This is a genomic window from Ruegeria sp. HU-ET01832, from assembly GCF_040371315.1.
GTDB classification, from domain to species: Bacteria; Pseudomonadota; Alphaproteobacteria; order Rhodobacterales; family Rhodobacteraceae; genus Ruegeria; species Ruegeria lacuscaerulensis_A.
Window position 1 is genome coordinate 124,929 of record NZ_BAABWL010000001.1, and the last position, 19,309, is coordinate 144,237.

Sequence of the window (19,309 nt, forward strand, 5' to 3'; positions counted from 1 at the left end):
CCAGAACAATTCAGGCCAAACACTTGGTCGGTATCTCGGTTGGATGACCCGGCAAAGACAAAGGCGCGAAAGAATCGCGCCTGCCAGCTAGAGAAGACATGGTCTTTAGCAAGTATCAACCGCCCCAGGACCTGACCTCGCCGCAATCCATATGAACAAAGTTCGAACGGTAGTATTTACCGACACCGCCCGCACGGCATGAAATCGCAGCCTTCGCCATCTGCGAAACCGACCGAGAAGCAAGACGCAAATCTGCAGCCTGACCTTTCATGTGAAGGGAGTTCTTTGCCACGCGACGCGAGCGAGACCGCAGCATAGCATTTGTCTGTGGCGACCGGTATCCCGACAGCAGCATATAAGGTTCGTTTGCGTCCAGCAGATTATGCGAAGCGGCCATGATGTCGATAGTGCGCAGGTCCATGTCTTTGACTTGGTCCGTCCGCCAGTCACGCATAAAGTGGTTCACTTCTTTGACAGCGTCCTTGATGTACTTGCCATCAACCCAATATATCATATCGATCCGCTCGCCTGTGCGACCGGAATACATACGGATACGACGAATATCGCCGCCACCGCGGAGGAAACCTGCTGCGTTTGAATATGTCGGTGCTGCAACTACTGCTGTCGCCGCAAATGCGCCCAATAGGGCCCGCCGGGTCATGCCCGAGGAACTGCTCGTCGTCATTTTATGTTTCGTCCCGTACTGTTCCTGCCTGCACACGATGTTACGCGCGCGTTCTTAATTTTTTCCCATCCCAGGTGGCGAATTTATGGCACAGTCGCGGAAGAGCGCCAAGAAGTCTTTCATATTCATCTTTTCAAGGGGGAATTTTCGGCAGTTTTTTGCGCAGATGACGCTTTTCTGTTTAAACTTAGGGCAGGTTACTTCGGTTTTTAGGTGTCCGATGCAAACGCGCATCACGCGGATAAAGAAGCGTCAAATTGAGGTATTTGTGAATGGACATAAGGTTATGAGGAAAACCATATTGTCTGAACGCGTCTAGTGCGACGCATAAGTCATTGTTTAGTCAAGGTCATCCCATGCGAACGTTTTTTCGTGCTTATACCGGTTTTGTAGTCGCGGCTTGTGTGACCGCATCTGTCAGCTTTGCGCATGCGGAACGTGCGCCTGCGACCAGCTTTCAAATGGCTGTTGCCGAGTTTGCACCTGCGGGATCTGGTATTGCGGACTTCTATCGAGAAACCGGGTTCGCGCCAATCTGGACAGGGACGTCGAAAGAACACCAAACGCGCCGCGCGCATTTAATGCGGGCATTGACTTCGGTACATTTACACGGGTTGCCGGAAGACAAATATGGCGCGCAGGGCCTTATGGCCAAAATGGAAAATGCTCGTTCTCTGCGCGAAATAGGCGCAATCGAGATCTCGTTGACCCGTGCTTTTGTTCGCTATGCAAATGATATGTATTCGGGTGCGTTGCGCCCTTCCGAAATTGACGACGGTCTGGTGCGTAAAGTCCAGAGAAGATCAACCAAGGATCATTTGCGCGGCGTCATTGCTGGCGGTGCGTCCTATTTAGACGGTTTGCCGCCCCAGACTGCGCAATACCGCGCATTGATGAAGCAAAAGCTAGCCCTGCAGACATTGGTTGATCAGGGCGGATGGGGCGCCGGGGTGCCCATCGACAAGTTGGAATTCGGTGACATCGGGCCAAACGTCATCAAGCTGCGCAATCGGCTGATCACGATGGGGTATATGAAACCGTCGGCAAGCCCCAAGTTTGACAAAGAACTACTTGCAGCAGTGAAGGCTTTCCAAACCGCGCATGGTCTCGCATCGGATGGGGTGGCCGGGCAGGGCACGATCACCGAGTTGAACCGAAGCGCGTCAGACCGTCTGAAATCCGTATATGTCGCACTCGAACGCGAACGCTGGTTGCCCCGCGAGCGGGGACAGCGTCACATCCTGGTAAATCAGGCGGATTTTTCCGCCAAAATTGTGGATGATGGGCTGGCAACCTTCGAAACCCGCGCAGTTATTGGCAAAAATGTTCACGATCGTCGGAGCCCGGAATTCTCGGATAAGATGGAGCATATGGTGATCAACCCCAGCTGGTATGTGCCGCGCTCGATCATCACCAAGGAATATTTACCGCAACTGCAATCCAACCCGAATGCAGTTAATCATATCCACATTACAGATCGCAGCGGTCGTCAGGTCGATCGTGGAGCAGTTGATTTTTCGCAATACACGGCACGGAACTTCCCATTCGCGATGCGTCAACCCCCCAGCAAAAGCAATGCGTTGGGCTTGGTGAAGTTCATGTTCCCCAACCAGTACAACATCTACCTTCATGATACGCCGCAGAAAAGCCTGTTTGCCCGGGAAACGCGCGCGTTCTCACATGGGTGCATCCGGCTGGCCCAACCGTTCGAGTTTGCCTATGCGTTGCTGGCTAAACAGGAAGAAGATCCCAAAGCATTCTTTCAACGTGTTTTGTCCACCGGTAAGGAAACAACCGTTCCGCTCAAACAGCACGTGCCGGTTCACTTGATTTACCGGACAGCCTATATCGGCCCGAAAGGGGATGTGCAGTATCGCCGTGACGTTTACGGCCGCGATCAGAAAATCTGGGAGGCTCTGCAGAAAGCAGGGGTAGCCCTGCCGGACGTTCAGGGGTAATCACCGGGTTATCCTTAATCCGGGGAACCCGACATGAACTATACCATCCAGCAGATTTCCGACGCTTTGGGCGCGACCTGCGAGGGCGACACATCGCTGACGATCCAACGCGCCGCGGAACCCGCAGATGCGGGCTCGAATGATCTGGCAATGGCAATGTCGCCCAAATATGCCGAGGCACTTGGTGTCGGAGCGGCCCGTTCGGCGGTGTTGTGGGAAGGAGCCGATTGGCAGGCTTTGGGATTGTCCGCCGCGATCTTTGTTCCACGCCCTCGTATGGCCATGGCTGGTATTACTGCAATGTTGGATCGCGGGCAGGGGATTGAACCGGGCATTCACCCCTCAGCCGTTGTCGACCCGTCGGCAGAGCTGGGTGAAGATGTATCGGTTGGCCCTCTTGCAGTGATCGGAGCGCGTGTGAAGATCGGCGAAGGCTCGGTGATTGGCAGCCATTGCGTCATTGGTATGGACGCTGTTCTTGGCAAAAACGCCTTGCTGCGCGAGATGGTCAGCATAGGGGCCCGTGCTGTCATTGGGGACCGTTTTATCGCGCAACCAGGCGCGCGGATTGGCGGGGACGGGTTCAGCTTTGTGACCCCCGAGGTCTCGGACGTCGAAAACGTACGCAAGACTATGGGCGACAAGGGCGATGCGCGCGCGCAAAGCTGGCTGCGCATCCACTCGCTTGGTGCCGTCGAGATTGGGGATGATGTCGAGGTCGGAGCGAATTGCACCGTGGACAATGGCACAATCCGGAACACCCGGATCGGCGATGGCTCAAAACTGGATAACCTTGTGCATGTCGGCCACAATACGCGGGTTGGTCGCGATTGCCTTCTGTGCGGTCAGACCGGCGTATCTGGATCGGTTGATATTGGAAATAATGTTGTTCTGGGCGGTCAGACCGGCGTTGTCGACAACATATTTATCGGTGACGGGGTGATCTCAGGCGGCGGTACAAAAATCTTGTCCAACGTACCAGCAGGCCGTGTGATCATGGGGTATCCAGGTATCAAGATGGAAACTCATACGGACGTATACAAAGCTCAACGGCGTTTGCCGCGCATGGCGCGTGACGTCGAGGCGCTGAAAAAGGCTGTTTTCAAACAGTCGCCGAGCGATTAAATCATCCTCAATGTGATAATCAGAGGATCGACATGAGCATCACCGACCGCGTCATCGCCATCATCGCCGAGCAGGCCGTGCTGGAACCTTCGGATGTGACGCCCGATAGTACGCTCGAGGATCTGGGAATCGACAGCCTTGGACTGGTCGAAAGCATTTTCGCCATCGAGGAAGAGTTTGACATCTCGGTCCCGTTCAATGCGAACGAACCGTCGGCCAGCGATTTTGACATCTCGAACGTGGCGGCAATCATTGCGGGCATTGAAAAACTCGTGTCGGAAAAGGTCTGACACAGGATCATGAAACGCGTTGTTATTACCGGGGCCGGAACGATCAACTCGTTGGGCCATTCCGTTCCCGCGACGCTTGAGGCGATGCGCGAAGGGCGTTGCGGAATTTCGGATCTCGAGTTTCGTGACGTCGAACGGCTGGCCATCAAAATTGGCGGTCAAGTCCGCGGGTTCGAGGCCGAGGGCCGTTTTAACCGTCAACAAATGAGCCTGTATGACCGGTTCACGCAATTCACTCTGACCGCTGCGAAAGAGGCGATAGAACAGTCTGGCATCGAGTTCCACGGCGACTTGGCCGCGCGTTCAGGCGTTGTTCTGGGAACCGCTGGGGGCGGTGTATCGACTTGGGATGACAATTACCGCTCGGTCTATGAGGATGGTAAGAACCGGGTTCATCCATTCGTCGTGCCCAAGTTGATGAACAACGCGGCAGCCAGCCATGTTTCGATGGAGTATAACCTTAAGGGGCCCAGCTTTACCGTATCGACAGCCTGTGCATCGTCCAACCATGCCATGGCATTGGCGTTTCAGATGGTCCGCAGCGGAGCGGCCCCGGCGATGTTGACCGGCGGCGCGGAATCCATGCTGTGCTTTGGCGGGGTCAAAGCATGGGAAGGGCTGCGGGTGATGTCCAAAGATGCCTGCCGTCCTTTTAGTGCCAATCGCAACGGAATGGTCCAGGGCGAAGGCGCAGGCGTCTTTGTCTTTGAAGAATACGAACACGCACGGGCGCGCGGCGCTGACATCCTGTGCGAAGTGGTCGGTTTTGCCATGACCTCGGATGCGGCCGATATCGTCATGCCCAGTAAACAAGGAGCTGCACGTGCGATTTCGGGTGCTTTGTCCGATGCGGGTATCAATGCGGATCAGGTGGGATATATCAACGCCCACGGCACCGGAACAGCGGCCAATGACAAAACAGAATGCGCGGCGGTTGCGGATGTGTTCGGCCCGCATGCGGATGATCTGATGATCTCATCCACCAAGTCCATGCATGGCCATTTGATCGGCGGAACCGGTGCGGTTGAGTTGTTGGCCTGTATAATGGCGCTGCGCGACGGCGTCATTGCTCCGACTATCGGCTACGAAGAACCCGATCCTGAATGCGCACTGGACGTAGTCCCAAACGAGGCGCGAGAGTCTAAGGTTGATGTCGCACTCAGCAATGCGTTTGCATTCGGCGGTCTGAACGCTGTGCTGGCATTGAAGCAGGTCTAAGGCCCTAAACATTCGAGGCGGCTGATCTGAAAAGCCGCCTCTTTTTTGTATCGGGTATCAATTCTGCTGCGCTTGCAGTCCGTCAAACCCGGCAGTGAACCCGGCCAGAGAAACTTCTAGTTCCAACAACTGCGTCGGCGCTACCACAGATACCAGTGAGAGCACGGCTTTGGTTCCGGCTTTCATCGCGTCGACATCGCCTTGCGTGAACCCTAGCTGCGCCAGACAACCCACAGGGTTGCAGTGGTGGTAATTATAGCGGCGGCCAGGGGCACCATCTATTGATAGCGCAATCTGCGCCTGCAGAAGAACTTCCAGAGGGACAAGAACGGTTGCGCCGGCAATCGCGGCGGAACCTTCGGGCAGTTTGGTGACCGTGATATCCGCAATGGGCTGCCCTTCTTGACCGTTCAGAACCTGACGCATCAAGCAGGGATCATCTCCGTTTTCTGTCTTCAGGCAAGTGATATCCCAGTCGCCGGATTGTTCCTTCACATATTGCTCGCCCACGCGCGGGCCGGCTTCGCCCAGGTCCAGATCGGTTCCGACCTGTGTTTGTGGCGTTTCGCTGTCTTGCGCGGCTTCCTGCGCAAAAGTAGCACCGCACCAGAGCGCGGTCGCAAGCAAGCTATAAGATAGAGTGTTCTTGATCATGAATGCCTCGGTCAGGTGATTGATCCTTTTTTTCTCGTCTACCATCCCTGATCGGCAGTGTCAGTCGCTAAGGTTGACCAAGCCGATAATCTGGTCGGATTTTTGCCGGTTTATACAATATCGTGAAACCAGCACCAGATGTAGAAAGGGAGCCGGTGGAGCGGCTCCCTTTCATAGAATTTTCTCCCCGTCGGACTGGCCGACTTAGTTATGCGCAGACGTTACGAAAGGGGAGCGCAACGGTCAACTGCTAACCTGAAATTTTAATCTCAAAAGCGTGATTTGTCCAAAAAAGCCGCGCCATAAGGCGCGGCCAGTCGACAGGGAGGAAGTTTGCCGCCGACGCGCTTAAACGCGAAGGCAGCAATTAGACTATCGCAGGCAAATGTTAAATTTGTATGGTGAGGACAGATCGGTGCAAATCAAGGCTGAAAATCTATGGAAAACAGTATCTTCTTGGGCGGTGGTGGTGAGGACTACGGGCAGCCGCAGGCCCTTGCATTGAAATACGCCAACCGGCACGGCCTGATTGCAGGAGCAACAGGAACTGGCAAAACAGTGACACTGCAGATTTTGGCCGAGGGGTTCTCGCAAGCCGGCGTTCCCGTTTTCCTATCCGACGTCAAAGGGGATTTGTCCGGGTTGGCCAAGGCAGGAAGCGAAACTCAGAAACTTCACCGGGCTTTTCAGGAACGCGCCGAGCGTATTGGGTTTACGGATTACGTCTATGGCGCTTGCCCGGTTACCTTTTGGGATTTGTTCGGCGAGCAGGGCCACCCGGTCCGTACAACAGTGACCGAAATGGGCCCGTTGCTTTTGTCCCGCCTAATGGATCTAAGTGAGGCACAGGAAGGCATCCTGAATATAGCTTTCCGAGTGGCAGACGATGAAGGGATGCCCCTTTTGGACTTGAAGGACCTGCAATCGTTGCTGGTTTGGATCGGCGAGAACCGGTCGCAACTGTCACTTCGGTTCGGAAATGTCTCGACGGCATCGATCGGAGCTATTCAGCGGCGCCTCTTGGTGCTTGAAAATCAGGGCGGGACCAACCTGTTCGGAGAACCAGCGCTCGAGTTGGCGGATTTAATGCGCACCGACGCACAGGGGCAGGGGATGGTGAACATTCTGGCGTCGGACAAGCTGATGGGGTCGCCCCGCCTTTATGCGACATTCCTTCTTTGGCTGCTCAGCGAGTTGTTCGAGGAACTGCCCGAAGTCGGCGACCCCGAAAAGCCCAAACTGGTGTTCTTTTTCGACGAAGCGCATCTGCTGTTTGAAGACGCGCCAAAGATCCTTGTCGACAAGGTCGAGCAAGTCGCACGCCTGATCAGATCCAAAGGTGTGGGAGTGTATTTCATCTCGCAGAACCCTGCTGACATCCCCGAGGATATTCTTGGGCAGCTTGGAAACCGCGTTCAACATGCGCTGCGTGCGTTCACTGCACGGGATCAGAAAAATCTGCGTCTGGCCGCAGAGACATATCGCGAAAACCCCGCCTTCGACACCGAGGCAGCAATTCGTGAAGTCGGCGTCGGCGAAGCTGTCACCTCGATGCTGCAAAAAAAGGGTGTGCCCGGAATTGTCGAGCGCACGCTGATCCGCCCGCCAGGGACTCACCTTGGACCCATCACCTCAGCCGAGCGGCAAGCAGTCATTGATGCTTCGCCCATGAAACAGAAATACCGTGACTTGAAAGACCGAAAGTCGGCGTTTGAGATTTTGCAGTCGCGGGCCGATGCCGCTGCTCAGGCGGCTCAACAGGCCGAGGAAGAGATCGAAACCAAGTCCGTAGCCGAACGAGAGTTCGCAACAGCCCGCAGATATTCAGGCAGTCGTGTCGGACGCTCATCTTCCCGAGTATCGCGCAAGAAGGACACGTTCGCGACCGCCATGAGTGAAGCTGTCATCAAAGAGCTGAAAGGAACCACTGGCCGGCGTATTGTCCGCGGAATTCTTGGGGGTCTATTCAAAAGCAGGTAAAGCCGGGAAAACAGGCTGCTTTCCCGGCCGAAGGGTCACCCTTTCAGGCGGCGCTGGCCTTCCTGCTTGCAATAGGCATCGGCCTGAGGAACCGTCAGCTTGGTCGCGGGGAAATCAATGGCCCGGTCCCAGTTCACGCGATCCTGGCGATAAAGTTGACAGGTGATTTCACCTTCGGGCGTCTGGATTTTCACCGGGGTGGTTTCAAAATCTTCTGGGCTTGGAACACACCCCGTCAGCCCAGCGATCAGCGTCAGAAAAAGGATTGGTTTGGCTAGTGTCATAATCATGTGAACTCTTTATTGTGAGTGTTTGGTCGCAGTCTCAAGCGGTTTGTCTAAATTCCGGTAAACACCGGAAGTTTTCCTGGGGCCGCATGGTGTATAACGTGCTCTAGACGGGAGAGGCGGGTAAATCAAGAAATCACGCCCAAAATCGGGCGTGATTGTAGTGCCTCTCAAGATGAAGTGATCATTTTTCCGGAATGAGACCACGGGGGCTGAACCTGAGAACGATCAGCAATATCAGCCCCATAGTGAACAGGCGCATATGCGCGGCACTTTCGATCAAGTGGGCTTTCAGCGCACTTCCTTCGGGCATTCCGGACGTGATCAGGTTCATCAGCCAAAGACCAATGGGTTCCACCTGAACCCACAGGAACCAGATCAAGAACGCACCCAAAACCGCTCCGAAATTGTTGCCCGAACCGCCGACGATCACCATGACCCACACAAGGAAGGTAAAACGCAGCGGGTTGTAGGTGCCCGGTGTCAGCTGCCCGTCCAGGGTGGTCATCATTGCGCCAGCGATGCCGCAGATTGCAGAGCCAAGAACAAAGATTTGCAGGTGCCGGCGCGTGACGTCCTTGCCCATCGCTTCGGCCGCGACTTCATTGTCGCGAATGGCGCGCATCATGCGGCCCCATGGGCTTTTCAGCGCCATCTGCGCCATCCATAGCAGCACCAGCAGCACTATGGTGAACAGCAGCGAATAGCCCAGCTTGACCGAAAGCGTCGAGGCCGTAACGGGATCAAGACCCAGCCATTCGGCGCGAGCGATGAAACCGGGATCTGCTTGCAATTCGACCTCATATCCCACCACAGGTGCCGGGCGCGGAATGCCGTAGACATTCTTGACGCCGCGGGCCAGCCAATCCTCGTTTTTCATGACGGCAATGACGATTTCGGCAATCCCCAAGGTCGCGATGGCAAGATAATCGGATCGCAACCCCAGTGCAGTTTTTCCGATCAACCAGGCGGCCCCGGCTGCCAGAAGACCGCCAGCAGGCCACGCGATCAGAACCGGCAGGTTCAAGCCGCCGATGTTACCCGCTACGGCCGGGTCGATCGCCTCGATCGCCGCGACATTGGGGTCAAATACCGCGCGGTAGATGAAAAACCCGACAATGAGGATGGCCACAATCGTCAATGTCTGAACACGACCTTTTGGTAATTTCCGAGCGGTCACGACGGTCGCCACCACGGTCGCTGCACCCAGTACCAGCGACAGTATGACCCCATACCCGCCTGCGACCCACGCTCCGGGTGTCGGTGGTGTCGAGACCAGAACAACCGCCAACCCGCCCAAGGCCACAAACCCCATGACGCCGACGTTGAAAAGACCGGCAAATCCCCATTGTAGGTTTACCCCGATCGCCATGATGGCCGAGATCAGCCCCATGTTCAGGATCAATATGGCCGAGTTCCAGCTTTGCGTGAAACCGGACAGCAGGATCAGGTTGGCAACGGCCACAAAAAGCAGCGTGTTTTTGACGGGCTCGGTCATACCGCTTTCCCCTTGAACAGGCCCGTGGGCTTAAACAGAAGCACGATCAGCAGAATCGCAAAGCTGACGGCGAATTTGTAGTCGGTTGACAGGAACTGGACCAATCCGGAAGGCTCCAAGCTTTCCGGCGCCAGATAGGTCAGCACCTTTTTCCACGCATAGGTTATGGTCACCTCGGAAAACGCGATGATGAAGCCACCCGCGATGGCGCCTAGTGGATTGCCCAAGCCACCCACGATAGCCGAGGCAAAGATCGGCAGCAGAAGCTGGAAATAGACGAAGGGCTTGAAGCTTTTGTCGAGACCATAGAGCACACCTGCAGTGGTCGCCAGCGCAGCAACGATGATCCATGTGATCATCACCACACGCTCGGGGTTGATGCCGGACAGCAGGGCCAGATCCTCGTTATCCGAATAGGCACGCATCGACTTGCCGGTGCGGGTTTTGTTCAGGAACCAGAACAGCAGCACCACGGCGACAACGGCCACGACCACAGTAATGCCCTGAGAGGTCTTGATCGCCAGCCCCTCACGCAGGCCGGTCATCGCTTTGAAGTCACGCGCCGAGACGATGAACCGTGCGCCGTCCGAAAAGCGTTGATCATCCGGGCCGATGATGAATCGCACAATGCCGTTCATGATGAACATCACGCCCATCGACACGATCACCAGAATGACCGGTTTGGCCTTTTGTTCGCGGTAGAACCTGTAAACCAGCCGGTCGGTGATCAACACCAGAACGATACAGCCCAGAATGGCAAAGGGCAGGGCCAGCAGGGCAGTTGGCAGCGGCCCGAAACTGACCCCAGCGGCCTGCAGGCCCCACGTGACCAGAACCGCAATCATCGCGCCAAAGGCCATCGTGTCGCCATGGGCAAAGTTCGAGAACCGCAGGATGCCATAGATCAGCGTCACCCCCAGAGCGCCCAACGCCAACTGGCTGCCATAGGCGATTGCGGGGACAAGAACGAAGTTGGAGAGCGCCACAAGGGCGTTGAGGAAGTCCATTAAAACTCCTGCTCGCATTTGCCTGAGAATGCGCGTCGTCCGTTGCTAGCTTTCGTATAGTCGGCATAGCGCAGCGGTTGGGTTAGAAACGTCACTGATAGTTCGGTGGTCGAAGTCTTTGTCACATACATATACTCGTGTTTATCACCTTCGACCCGGAACGCCGTCAGCAAGTCGTTTTGTGAAGTGGCGGTCCACTCTTGACCATCGGACAAACGAATTTTCGAGGTGATCTCGCCTGCTCTGGCGATCCTATCGACTGAAAAATCTCCGAAGCTACTTTTTATACGCTCGGGAGGTGTGCCCAATAGTTCAAGCGTGAACTCATCGCCCTCACAGTTCTCCAGGTTTGTGCAGATTTCTTGCAGTATGCAGGGGGCTGCCCATGCTGAACTGCAAAAAGAGGTAAATGCGACAATCAATACGGTTCTCACCTCACCCCCCCAAGAAGCTCTTACGCACTTCGGGATCGGCCAGCAATTCCTTGCCCGTGCCGGTATAGGCGTTCCGCCCCTGAACCAGCACATATCCCTTATCCGCGATCTCCAGCGCCTGACGGGCGTTCTGTTCGACCATCAGGATCGGCAGCCCGGTGCGCGAGACCTCGATGATCCGGTCAAACAGCTCATCCATAACGATGGGCGAGACACCAGCGGTCGGTTCGTCCAGCATCAGCACCTTAGGTTGGGTCATCAGCGCGCGGCCCACGGCGACCTGTTGGCGTTGACCGCCCGACAGCTCTCCCGCTGCTTGGTTGCGCTTGTCGCGCAGGATGGGGAAGAGGTCATAGACCTGCTCCATCGTTCCCGAAATATCGTCGCGGCGGATGAAAGCGCCCATCTCAAGGTTTTCTTCCACCGTCATCGACGTGAAGATGTTCGAGGTCTGCGGCACAAAGCCCATCCCGCGCATCACCCGGTCTTGCGGGCTGAGGTTGGTGATGTCCTCACCGTCCAGCCGCACCGCGCCCGAGCGCACGTCCAGCATGCCGAACACGGCTTTCATCGCGGTGGATTTGCCCGCGCCATTGGGGCCGACGATTACCGCAATCTCACCCTTTTCCACGGCGATGGTGCAGTCGTGCAGGATGTCTGGACCCTTGCCATAGCCGCCGGTCATGGTGTCGCCGATCAGGAAGGGGCCGCCTTCGACCTTGTGCGTCTCACCGCTTGTGCGATGGGCGGGGATCATGGTGCCGACACCATGCGTATTGGTGATCGAGGCGTCCTTGTTGCCCTTGTCATCCTGGTAGGGGTTGTCGCTCATGCGCCCGCCTCCAGTTTGTCTTTGTTCTTGAGGCCGGTGCCCAGATAAGCTTCGATCACCTGCTCATTGGCCTTGATCTGATCCAGAGTGCCTTCGGCCAGCACCTTGCCCTCGGCCATACAGATGACCGGGTCGCAGATCTTGCCGATGAAATCCATGTCATGCTCGATGACCACGAAGGTATAGCCGCGTTCCTTGTTCAGGCGCAGGATGGTGTCAGCGATGGTCATCAGCAGGGTGCGGTTAACGCCCGCGCCAACTTCGTCCAGAAACACGATCTTGGCGTCGACCATCATGGTGCGGCCCAGTTCCAGCAGTTTCTTCTGCCCGCCCGAGACCTGACCGGCCTTGTGATCGGCCAGATGTTCGATGGTCAGGAATTCCAGCACCTCATCGGCCTTAGCCTTCAAAGCGCGTTCTTCATCGGCGATACGCTTTCGGCCGAACCACGTGTTCCAAAGCGATTCACCCGATTGCGCCCCCGGAACCATCATCAGATTCTCGCGGCAGGACATCGAAGAGAATTCATGCGCAATCTGGAAGGTGCGCAGCAGGCCTTTGTGAAACAGCTCATGCGGGGGCAGGTCGGTGATATCCTCACCATCCATATGGACCTTCCCGCTGGTCGGCGGCAGAACGCCCGCGATCACGTTGAACAGAGTGGTTTTTCCGGCCCCGTTCGGTCCGATCAGACCGGTGATCGAGCCCTTTTGGATTTCCAGCGATGCCCCGTCCACCGCATGAAACCCGCCGAAATGCTTGTGCACGTCTTCGACGACGATCATCTTATCCCCTAGCCGCCGTTTTCCGGCGTTGTTGCCACATCCCTGTACGAATGGTGCGGGCTTTTGTCATTGAAACAGCCCGGACACAAGGCCCGGGCTGTTTGTTTTTATGACTGTATTCGACGGATCAACGGAAGTTGACGGTCTTGTTTTCGCCGTCGGTCACTTCGATCTCGCGGTACGAGCCCGCGCTTTCACCGGGGCCGATCAGCTCAACGCCGGACGCGCCGACATAGTCGATGTCCTGACCTGCGGCCAGCAGTTCCAGACCCTTGGCCAGCTCACCGGGATAGATTTTTTCGCCCGGAGCATTGGCGACATCCATGATTTTCGCACCGTAGTCAGCGGGGTTTGTGGATCCGGCCGCCTGCATCGCCAGCATGAACAGCGCAGCCGCGTCATAGCTTTCCGGCGAATAAGGCGACGAACCGTCGAAACCTGCAGCTTCGGCCATGGCAAAGTACTTCTCGGCACCTTCACCACCCGAACCGGCGATCTGACCGAACGAACCGTTCAGGTCGGGGCCAACATTGTTGGGCAGCGAGTCACCGATCATGCCGCCGGGCAGACCGAATGTGTCAAACGCACCGCTGTCCAGCGCCGACTGGATGATGCCCAGACCACCTTGGTCGAGATAACCCGCGACAACCAGAATGTCGCCACCGGCCGAGGCCAGCGCGCCCACTTCGGCCGAGTAGTCGGCTTTGCCGTCTTCGTGTGCGGCAACGATGGTCACTTCGCCACCTGACGCCTCAAACGAGGACTGGATCGCGTCTGCCAAACCCTTGCCGTAGTCGTTGTTGGTGTAGGTCAAAGCAATCGAGCTGATGCCACGGTCATTCAGGATGTCCGCCATCACTTGACCTTCACGCGCGTCCGACGGGGCGGTGCGGAAGAACAGGCCGTTGTCTTCCATGGTCGACAGGCCGGGCGAGGTCGCCGACGGCGAAATCATCACCATGCCGTTCGGGATCGCGACGTTTTGCAGGATCGCGCCGGTCACGCCCGAGCAATCGCCGCCAATGATGCCGGCAACGCCATCCGCGATCATGCGTTCCCCGTTCGAGGTGGCCAGACCATTGTCGATACAGCCAGTGTCTGCACGCGACGCGGTCACTTTGGTGCCATCCAGCAGCTTGCCGGATTCGGTGACCTCGGCCATCGCCATCTCGGCACCCGAACCCATGGCCGGGGCCAGCGATTCAATCGGTCCGGTGAAGCCAAACAGAACACCCAGCGAAATGTCTTCGGCCAGTGCCGGACCAGCCAGCAGAGCGGATGCTGCAGTTGCAGTAAGCAGCTTTTTCATATGGTTACTCCCTATTGTGAACGTATTCGTTCTGGTCACGACCCTAGGCAAGCTGTTCGGAAAAGAAAAGTCCTAACGAAAACGTGTTTTTGTCGAGAGGAAACCTATTTGTTTTCTTAGTGCTAACACAGCGGTTCCAAGGTGAAAAACATGACGGTTCGGGTATTTGCGATTCTTGTTTTTATGTTCGGCACGGGTTCCGCTTTGGCGGATACGCTGAAAACCTCCGCCGGGAATGTTCAGGTCGACACGATGGTCGAGGACCTGGATACGCCATGGGCCATCGGTATTCTGCCCAACGGCGCATTTCTCGTGACCGAACGGGATGGTGAGTTGTTGTATGTCGCAGAAGGAACAGCCAACCCTGTGCGCGGTGTTCCGAAAGTGGTTGCGAACGGGCAAGGTGGGTTGCTGGATGTCACGGTACCAAAGGATTTTGACCAGAGCCGTGAAATTTTCCTGACATTTTCAAAATCACAGCGGGGTGGTGCTGGCACTGCACTTGCCGTGGCGCGTTTGTCGCAAAGTGGAGATCGTTTGACGAACCTACGGGTGATTTTTGAGGCGCTGCCCGGAGGCTCGGGCGGTCGCCATTTCGGCTCGCGGGTGGTCGAAGCGACGGACGGGAGACTGTTCGTCACAATCGGAGATCGCGGTGATCGTCCTCAGGCGCAAGACAGGTCGAACCATATTGGCACAGTGGTCCGCATCAATCGCGACGGCTCTGTCCCCGCGGATAACCCGTTCGTGGGCCAAACCGATATTCGGCCCGAGATTTGGTCCTATGGGCACCGAAATCCACAAGGCGCGGGGCTGGACGCCCAAGGCCGGCTTTGGACATCGGAACATGGTGCGCGCGGAGGCGACGAAGTGAACTTGATCCGCCCCGGCTTAAACTATGGATGGCCCGTGATTTCATACGGAAAGCACTATTCCGGACAAAGTATTGGCGAAGGTACCGCCAAGGACGGAATGGAGCAGCCGCGTCACTATTGGGATCCATCGATCGCTCCGTCCGGCTTGTTGGTCTATTCGGGAAAACTGTGGCCGCAATGGGCAGGGGATATTTTCGTTGGATCGCTCAAATTCAACTACATCGCCCGACTAACAGGTACCCCCCTGAAAGAAGTCGAACAGATCAAAGGCCCCGAAACGGAACGCGTTCGGGATATCGTCGAAGCACCGGACGGAACGATCTGGTTCATTTCCGTTGGACAAGGAGCGGTTTTCCGGCTTTCGCCTGACACATAGGGTGCTGGCCTCGATCCTTGACTGTTGACCCTGAACCAGGCTTGTTTTGGGGCATCAGGGTCATATCAGGGTGCTGTCCATTGCGCGACTTCTCGATAGAAATGTGTGACGACCTGCCGGATCACGAGGAGCTGAACGGAATCCTGTCTCAGTACTATGCGTTGATCGTTCAACGCATGACGGCCATGGGGTTTGAAATAGACCCGGCTGCTCCGAAAAGCGCATTGGCAGAGTTTTGGGCGCGGTCGGATGACTATCTACCGCCGAACGGGTGCCTGGTTCTGGCGAGAGACTGCACAGGTCAGATCATAGGATGCGGCATGATGAAACGTCTGGATCAGGAAACTGGTGAATTGAAACGGGTGTTCGTGACCGAAACTGCACGCGGCACAGGTGCAGGGCGAGCCTTGATTCAAGCGCGAGAGGACGCGGCGCGTTCCTTGGGACTAAAGCGCCTGGTGGCCGACACGCTTACGCCGAATATCGAGATGCGGAACCTGTATCCGAAATTGGGATTTGTAGAGCTTTCCGAACCCATCGAGACGACCACCTATCTGGATCAGCCCATGCTGAGACCGCATCTACACTACTTTGCTAAGACCCTGTAGCCCGGTCAGACGGAAAGCCGCCCGGCTTGGGCTCCGCGTTCGCGGTAAGGCGTCGTGTTGTAATGCGCACGATAGCACTTCGAGAAATGGCTGGGTGAGGCAAAGCCACAGGCCAGGGCCACGTTGATCACACTCATATCGGTTTGCATCAGCAAGTTGCGCGCCTTGTGCAGGCGCAGCTCCATGTAATACCGCTTGGGCGACCTGCTTAGATAGCGGCGGAACAGGCGTTCCAACTGACGGGTCGACATACCCACGTCTTTGGCCAGAATCGAGGGCGAGATCGGCTCTTCGATGTTCTTTTCCATCATCAGGATAACTTGGCTAAGCTTTGGATGCCGAACGCCGATCCGGGTAGGTGTGGAAAGACGCTGAGTGTCCTGATCCGTACGGATCGAGGAATAGATCATTTGATCGGCAACGGCATTAGCAAGATCTTCACCATAGTCATCAGCAATAATCTTCAACATCAGATCAATCGACGACGTCCCGCCCGCCGTTGTCATCCGGTTGCCGTCAATTTGGAAAACAGACTTGGTCAGCTCGACCTCATCGAATTCTTCAACAAAGCTGTCTGCGTTTTCCCAGTGAATGGTTGCGCGTTTACCGTCCAGCAAACCAGCTTTGGCCAGCGTGTAGGCAGCTGTGCACAACCCCCCGATCTTGAGGCCACGCCGTGCTTCACGCCGCACCCAGTTCAGAACCTTTTTGGTTGTCGCGGCCTGCACGTCGACGCCACCGCAAATCATCACAACGTCATCGCGCTGCAACTCATTCAGGTCGGTGTCCAACTTAAACTCGGTCCCGGCCGAGCATTTGACAGTCTCGCCTCCTTCGCCCGCGAAGGTCCAGGAATACAGATCTTTGTCAGCCATCCGGTTCGCGATACGCAAACTGTCCAGCGCCGAAGCGAATGACAAAAGCGAAAACTTGTCCAGCAGGACAAATACGAAATTCCGGGGGTTGGCCGCAGTGTCTTGCACCGTGACAACTTGGCGTTGCTCTTGCATGGCGAGGTGTCCTTGATTCGGCGCCTGATGACGTTGCGTCTGGCGACAGATGTGACAGCCACCATGATCAAAGGTTGTTTAGGTCGTCAAGGGGCGCAAATCGGATATGGTCACTCAGCAATGCATTTTGTATAGAGACGACCTGAATACTTCAGCGGAGATCAAAGCTATGACCGAGTGGCAAAAATCGAACTGGCGCAACAAGCCCCGGGTTCAGATGCCAGACTATACCGACGCGGCCGCGCTGGCCAAGGTCGAGGCCCAGCTTGCACAGTATCCCCCGCTGGTTTTTGCGGGCGAGGCGCGACGCCTAAAACAGCAACTGGGTGCCGCTGGCCGCGGCGAGGCATTCCTGCTGCAGGGCGGGGATTGTGCTGAAAGCTTTGAACAATTCAGCGCGGATGCGATCCGTGACACCTTCAAAGTAATGCTGCAGATGGCCATGGTTCTGACCTATGGCGCCAAGGTGCCGGTGGTCAAAGTGGGCCGCATGGCGGGTCAATTCGCCAAACCGCGTAGCGCGCCGACCGAGGTGATTGATGGCGTGGAGCTGCCCAGCTACCGTGGTGACATCATCAACGAGTTGGCCTTTACGCCCGAAGCCCGTATTCCGAATCCATCCAAAATGCTGCAAGCCTACACTCAGGCGGCGGCCACGTTGAACCTGTTACGGGCATTTTCGACCGGTGGTTTCGCCGATATGAGCCGCGTCCATTCCTGGACGCTGGGCTTTACCGACGATCAGGACGTTCAGAAATACTCGGAAATCGCAGACCGCATTCAGGATTCCATCGACTTCATGGATGCTGCCGGGATCAATGCCGATACCACGCATGAATTCTCGACTGTGGAGTTTTACACCAGCCACGAAGGGCTGCTGCTGGAATACGAAGAGGCGCTGACCCGTCTGGATTCGACATCCGGCAACTGGCTGGCCGGCTCGGGTCACATGATCTGGATCGGCGACCGTACCCGTCAGCCCGACGGCGCGCATGTGGAATTCTGCCGGGGCGTTCAGAACCCGATCGGTCTGAAATGCGGTCCGACCACGACCGCCGAAGACCTCAAGGTTTTGATGGCCAAACTGAACCCCGAAAATGAAGAGGGCCGCCTGACCCTGATCGCGCGCTTCGGTGCCGGTAAAGCGGGTGAGCATCTGCCGCGTCTGGTCAAAGCGGTCAAGGAAGAGGGCGCCCAGGTCACTTGGGTCTGCGATCCGATGCATGGCAACACGATCAAGTCGGCCACGGGATACAAGACCCGTCCGTTCGATTCGGTCCTTCGCGAGGTGCGCGACTTCTTTGGCGTCCATCAGGCGGAAGGCACGATCCCCGGTGGCGTGCATTTCGAGATGACTGGTCTGGACGTCACCGAATGTACCGGAGGTATTCGCGCCGTAACGGAAGAGGATCTCTCGGATCGTTACCATACTGCTTGCGATCCACGCCTGAATGCGTCGCAGTCGCTTGAACTGGCATTCCTTGTCGCGGAAGAGCTTACGTCATTGCGGCGCAATCGGACTAAGCGCGAAGCCGGTTAACGGGGCGCGGATATTCCAAACGAATGAAAGCAAGGCGTCAAATGACTTTTGTTGTTTGACGCCTTATTTGCAGAACCTTGAACCAATATCCGATCCTCGCACGCTGTTGCGTATGGACGGAGCGCCCTAACGCAAGGTCGGGCGCTACTGGAAATCTGGTCAGATCCTCCAACTTCCTTTTTCCGAAGGCGCCAACTCGGACCAGGCGCCAACTCCGTTAGTCGTCACGCGAAACGACCAATCGTAAATGCGAACCGGGACGGCTGAATTCTGCTGTGTCTTCCGCAAAACCTGCAGGTTCCGGCGCTGGACGCTTGCTGGGGGCCTGAACTTCGGACACAGGGTGGAGCTTGCGATCGCGCACGCCAAACCGACGTGGTGTGGGGCCTGTTGGACCGTCGCTGACCATAACGCCTAACACCCGGCTGATGTCGCCGAGATCGCTTTTCAGCGGCAAGAGTATCATCCGCGCCTCCAGTTTGAGACGACCCAGCGCTCCGGTCGACATCAGACCCAGCTCGGCAATCGCGGGGCCGCCAAAGACCTGTTCCAGTGTATCGGTGACCTGTTCACGCGCTTCTGCTTCGAAGAACGCGGTTAGAGGCATTCCACGCACCTCCATACCCGCAAGTTTGTTCAGATGACTGCCCGCCAGTCGGAAACGTGCCAAGCCGGGCGCGATGCGTTCAAGGATAAAGGTATATTCCAGTATGCTCTCAAGCCCGCGCGGGTCGATTTGCGTGCGCATAGGAACACTGTCGCCAGTCAGCAGCGCTGTCCAATATGCCTCGGCCTGCCGGATGGGCGACAGGCTGCGCCCACTGTCGAATCGATCCAT

General features: G+C 56.5%; 19 protein-coding genes. 8 read left to right on the forward strand and 11 right to left on the reverse strand.

Going from position 1 to position 19,309, the window contains the following annotated elements:
* Positions 1-115 precede the first annotated feature (115 nt).
* Positions 116-685: a peptidoglycan L,D-endopeptidase MepK gene (gene mepK / locus ABWV79_RS00665; protein WP_170354148.1), complete on the reverse strand. Its 570-nt coding sequence runs from the start codon at positions 683-685 to the stop codon at positions 116-118.
* 356 nt (positions 686-1,041) lie between these two features.
* Between mepK and ABWV79_RS00670 the strand changes: the two genes are divergently transcribed.
* Genes ABWV79_RS00670 through ABWV79_RS00685 form a run of 4 tightly spaced genes read left to right on the forward strand, consistent with a single transcriptional unit; the run spans position 1,042 to position 5,276 of the window.
* On the forward strand, positions 1,042-2,643 hold the full coding sequence (locus ABWV79_RS00670) for a L,D-transpeptidase family protein (protein WP_353389699.1): 1,602 nt from the start codon (positions 1,042-1,044) through the stop codon (positions 2,641-2,643).
* Positions 2,644-2,676: 33 nt separating this feature from the next.
* On the forward strand, positions 2,677-3,768 hold the full coding sequence (gene lpxD, locus ABWV79_RS00675) for a UDP-3-O-(3-hydroxymyristoyl)glucosamine N-acyltransferase (RefSeq protein ID WP_353389701.1): 1,092 nt from the start codon (positions 2,677-2,679) through the stop codon (positions 3,766-3,768).
* A 32-nt stretch (positions 3,769-3,800) separates the two neighbouring features.
* Entirely contained in the window at positions 3,801-4,058 is a 258-nt protein-coding gene (locus tag ABWV79_RS00680) for an acyl carrier protein (RefSeq protein ID WP_170354151.1), read from the forward strand.
* 9 nt (positions 4,059-4,067) lie between these two features.
* Positions 4,068-5,276: a beta-ketoacyl-[acyl-carrier-protein] synthase family protein gene (locus ABWV79_RS00685; RefSeq protein ID WP_170354152.1), complete on the forward strand. Its 1,209-nt coding sequence runs from the start codon at positions 4,068-4,070 to the stop codon at positions 5,274-5,276.
* Between the two features lie 57 nt (positions 5,277-5,333).
* On the opposite strand, the gene ABWV79_RS00690 is transcribed toward ABWV79_RS00685, so the two are convergent.
* Positions 5,334-5,975, reverse strand: a complete 642-nt coding sequence (locus ABWV79_RS00690) for an invasion associated locus B family protein (RefSeq protein ID WP_353389703.1) — start codon at positions 5,973-5,975, stop codon at positions 5,334-5,336.
* Between the two features lie 393 nt (positions 5,976-6,368).
* Between ABWV79_RS00690 and ABWV79_RS00695 the strand changes: the two genes are divergently transcribed.
* Entirely contained in the window at positions 6,369-7,910 is a 1,542-nt protein-coding gene (locus tag ABWV79_RS00695) for a helicase HerA-like domain-containing protein (RefSeq protein ID WP_353389705.1), read from the forward strand.
* A gap of 35 nt (positions 7,911-7,945) precedes the next feature.
* On the opposite strand, the gene ABWV79_RS00700 is transcribed toward ABWV79_RS00695, so the two are convergent.
* From ABWV79_RS00700 to ABWV79_RS00730, 7 genes are all read right to left on the reverse strand, one after another.
* The gene (locus ABWV79_RS00700) at positions 7,946-8,200 is read right to left on the reverse strand and encodes a hypothetical protein (protein WP_247742620.1); all 255 of its coding nucleotides are present in this window, start codon (positions 8,198-8,200) and stop codon (positions 7,946-7,948) included.
* 181 nt (positions 8,201-8,381) lie between these two features.
* Positions 8,382-9,695: a branched-chain amino acid ABC transporter permease gene (locus ABWV79_RS00705; RefSeq protein WP_353389707.1), complete on the reverse strand. Its 1,314-nt coding sequence runs from the start codon at positions 9,693-9,695 to the stop codon at positions 8,382-8,384.
* Positions 9,692-10,702 carry a branched-chain amino acid ABC transporter permease gene (locus ABWV79_RS00710; RefSeq protein WP_353389709.1) on the reverse strand — a complete coding sequence of 337 codons (1,011 nt, stop codon included), beginning with the start codon at positions 10,700-10,702 and terminating at the stop codon, positions 9,692-9,694. The genes ABWV79_RS00705 and ABWV79_RS00710 overlap by 4 nt, the downstream gene beginning before the upstream one ends.
* Complete coding sequence (locus ABWV79_RS00715) at positions 10,702-11,136, reverse strand: hypothetical protein (RefSeq protein WP_353389711.1); 435 nt, start codon at positions 11,134-11,136, stop codon at positions 10,702-10,704. Before ABWV79_RS00715 ends, ABWV79_RS00710 begins: the two co-directional genes overlap by 1 nt.
* A 1-nt stretch (position 11,137) precedes the next feature.
* On the reverse strand, positions 11,138-11,968 hold the full coding sequence (locus ABWV79_RS00720; protein ID WP_353389713.1) for an ABC transporter ATP-binding protein: 831 nt from the start codon (positions 11,966-11,968) through the stop codon (positions 11,138-11,140).
* A complete protein-coding gene (locus tag ABWV79_RS00725; RefSeq protein WP_353389715.1) occupies positions 11,965-12,753 on the reverse strand; it encodes an ABC transporter ATP-binding protein in 789 nt (262 codons plus the stop codon). The genes ABWV79_RS00720 and ABWV79_RS00725 overlap by 4 nt, the downstream gene beginning before the upstream one ends.
* A gap of 127 nt (positions 12,754-12,880) precedes the next feature.
* Positions 12,881-14,062 (reverse strand): ABC transporter substrate-binding protein, encoded by a 1,182-nt coding sequence (locus tag ABWV79_RS00730; protein ID WP_170354160.1) that lies wholly within the window; start codon positions 14,060-14,062, stop codon positions 12,881-12,883.
* A 150-nt stretch (positions 14,063-14,212) separates the two neighbouring features.
* On the opposite strand from ABWV79_RS00730, the gene ABWV79_RS00735 reads away from it, so the two are divergent.
* Positions 14,213-15,313, forward strand: a complete 1,101-nt coding sequence (locus ABWV79_RS00735) for a PQQ-dependent sugar dehydrogenase (protein WP_353389717.1) — start codon at positions 14,213-14,215, stop codon at positions 15,311-15,313.
* Positions 15,314-15,393: 80 nt separating this feature from the next.
* Positions 15,394-15,921 carry a GNAT family N-acetyltransferase gene (locus ABWV79_RS00740; protein WP_353389719.1) on the forward strand — a complete coding sequence of 176 codons (528 nt, stop codon included), beginning with the start codon at positions 15,394-15,396 and terminating at the stop codon, positions 15,919-15,921.
* Positions 15,922-15,926: 5 nt separating this feature from the next.
* On the opposite strand, the gene ABWV79_RS00745 is transcribed toward ABWV79_RS00740, so the two are convergent.
* Positions 15,927-16,931 (reverse strand): GlxA family transcriptional regulator, encoded by a 1,005-nt coding sequence (locus tag ABWV79_RS00745; RefSeq protein WP_170354163.1) that lies wholly within the window; start codon positions 16,929-16,931, stop codon positions 15,927-15,929.
* Between the two features lie 169 nt (positions 16,932-17,100).
* Here ABWV79_RS00745 and ABWV79_RS00750 point away from each other — a divergent pair, with 169 nt between their 5' ends.
* Complete coding sequence (locus tag ABWV79_RS00750) at positions 17,101-18,471, forward strand: class II 3-deoxy-7-phosphoheptulonate synthase (protein ID WP_353389721.1); 1,371 nt, start codon at positions 17,101-17,103, stop codon at positions 18,469-18,471.
* Between the two features lie 217 nt (positions 18,472-18,688).
* Here ABWV79_RS00750 and ABWV79_RS00755 read toward each other — a convergent pair whose 3' ends face one another.
* Positions 18,689-19,309 carry a PAS domain-containing protein gene (locus tag ABWV79_RS00755; protein WP_353389723.1) on the reverse strand — a complete coding sequence of 207 codons (621 nt, stop codon included), beginning with the start codon at positions 19,307-19,309 and terminating at the stop codon, positions 18,689-18,691.

Bases quoted from the DNA above. Each gene is read 5' to 3' on its own strand.
- mepK (WP_170354148.1), bottom strand. From the start codon at position 685: ATGACGACGAGCAGTTCCTCGGGCATGACCCGGCGGGCCCTATTGGGC.
- ABWV79_RS00670 (WP_353389699.1), top strand. From the start codon at position 1,042: ATGCGAACGTTTTTTCGTGCTTATACCGGTTTTGTAGTCGCGGCTTGT.
- lpxD (WP_353389701.1), top strand. From the start codon at position 2,677: ATGAACTATACCATCCAGCAGATTTCCGACGCTTTGGGCGCGACCTGC.
- ABWV79_RS00680 (WP_170354151.1), top strand. From the start codon at position 3,801: ATGAGCATCACCGACCGCGTCATCGCCATCATCGCCGAGCAGGCCGTG.
- ABWV79_RS00685 (WP_170354152.1), top strand. From the start codon at position 4,068: ATGAAACGCGTTGTTATTACCGGGGCCGGAACGATCAACTCGTTGGGC.
- ABWV79_RS00690 (WP_353389703.1), bottom strand. From the start codon at position 5,975: ATGGTAGACGAGAAAAAAAGGATCAATCACCTGACCGAGGCATTCATG.
- ABWV79_RS00695 (WP_353389705.1), top strand. From the start codon at position 6,369: ATGGAAAACAGTATCTTCTTGGGCGGTGGTGGTGAGGACTACGGGCAG.
- ABWV79_RS00700 (WP_247742620.1), bottom strand. From the start codon at position 8,200: ATGATTATGACACTAGCCAAACCAATCCTTTTTCTGACGCTGATCGCT.
- ABWV79_RS00705 (WP_353389707.1), bottom strand. From the start codon at position 9,695: ATGACCGAGCCCGTCAAAAACACGCTGCTTTTTGTGGCCGTTGCCAAC.
- ABWV79_RS00710 (WP_353389709.1), bottom strand. From the start codon at position 10,702: ATGGACTTCCTCAACGCCCTTGTGGCGCTCTCCAACTTCGTTCTTGTC.
- ABWV79_RS00720 (WP_353389713.1), bottom strand. From the start codon at position 11,968: ATGAGCGACAACCCCTACCAGGATGACAAGGGCAACAAGGACGCCTCG.
- ABWV79_RS00725 (WP_353389715.1), bottom strand. From the start codon at position 12,753: ATGATCGTCGTCGAAGACGTGCACAAGCATTTCGGCGGGTTTCATGCG.
- ABWV79_RS00730 (WP_170354160.1), bottom strand. From the start codon at position 14,062: ATGAAAAAGCTGCTTACTGCAACTGCAGCATCCGCTCTGCTGGCTGGT.
- ABWV79_RS00735 (WP_353389717.1), top strand. From the start codon at position 14,213: ATGACGGTTCGGGTATTTGCGATTCTTGTTTTTATGTTCGGCACGGGT.
- ABWV79_RS00745 (WP_170354163.1), bottom strand. From the start codon at position 16,931: ATGCAAGAGCAACGCCAAGTTGTCACGGTGCAAGACACTGCGGCCAAC.
- ABWV79_RS00750 (WP_353389721.1), top strand. From the start codon at position 17,101: ATGACCGAGTGGCAAAAATCGAACTGGCGCAACAAGCCCCGGGTTCAG.
- ABWV79_RS00755 (WP_353389723.1), bottom strand. From the start codon at position 19,309: ATGGATCGATTCGACAGTGGGCGCAGCCTGTCGCCCATCCGGCAGGCC.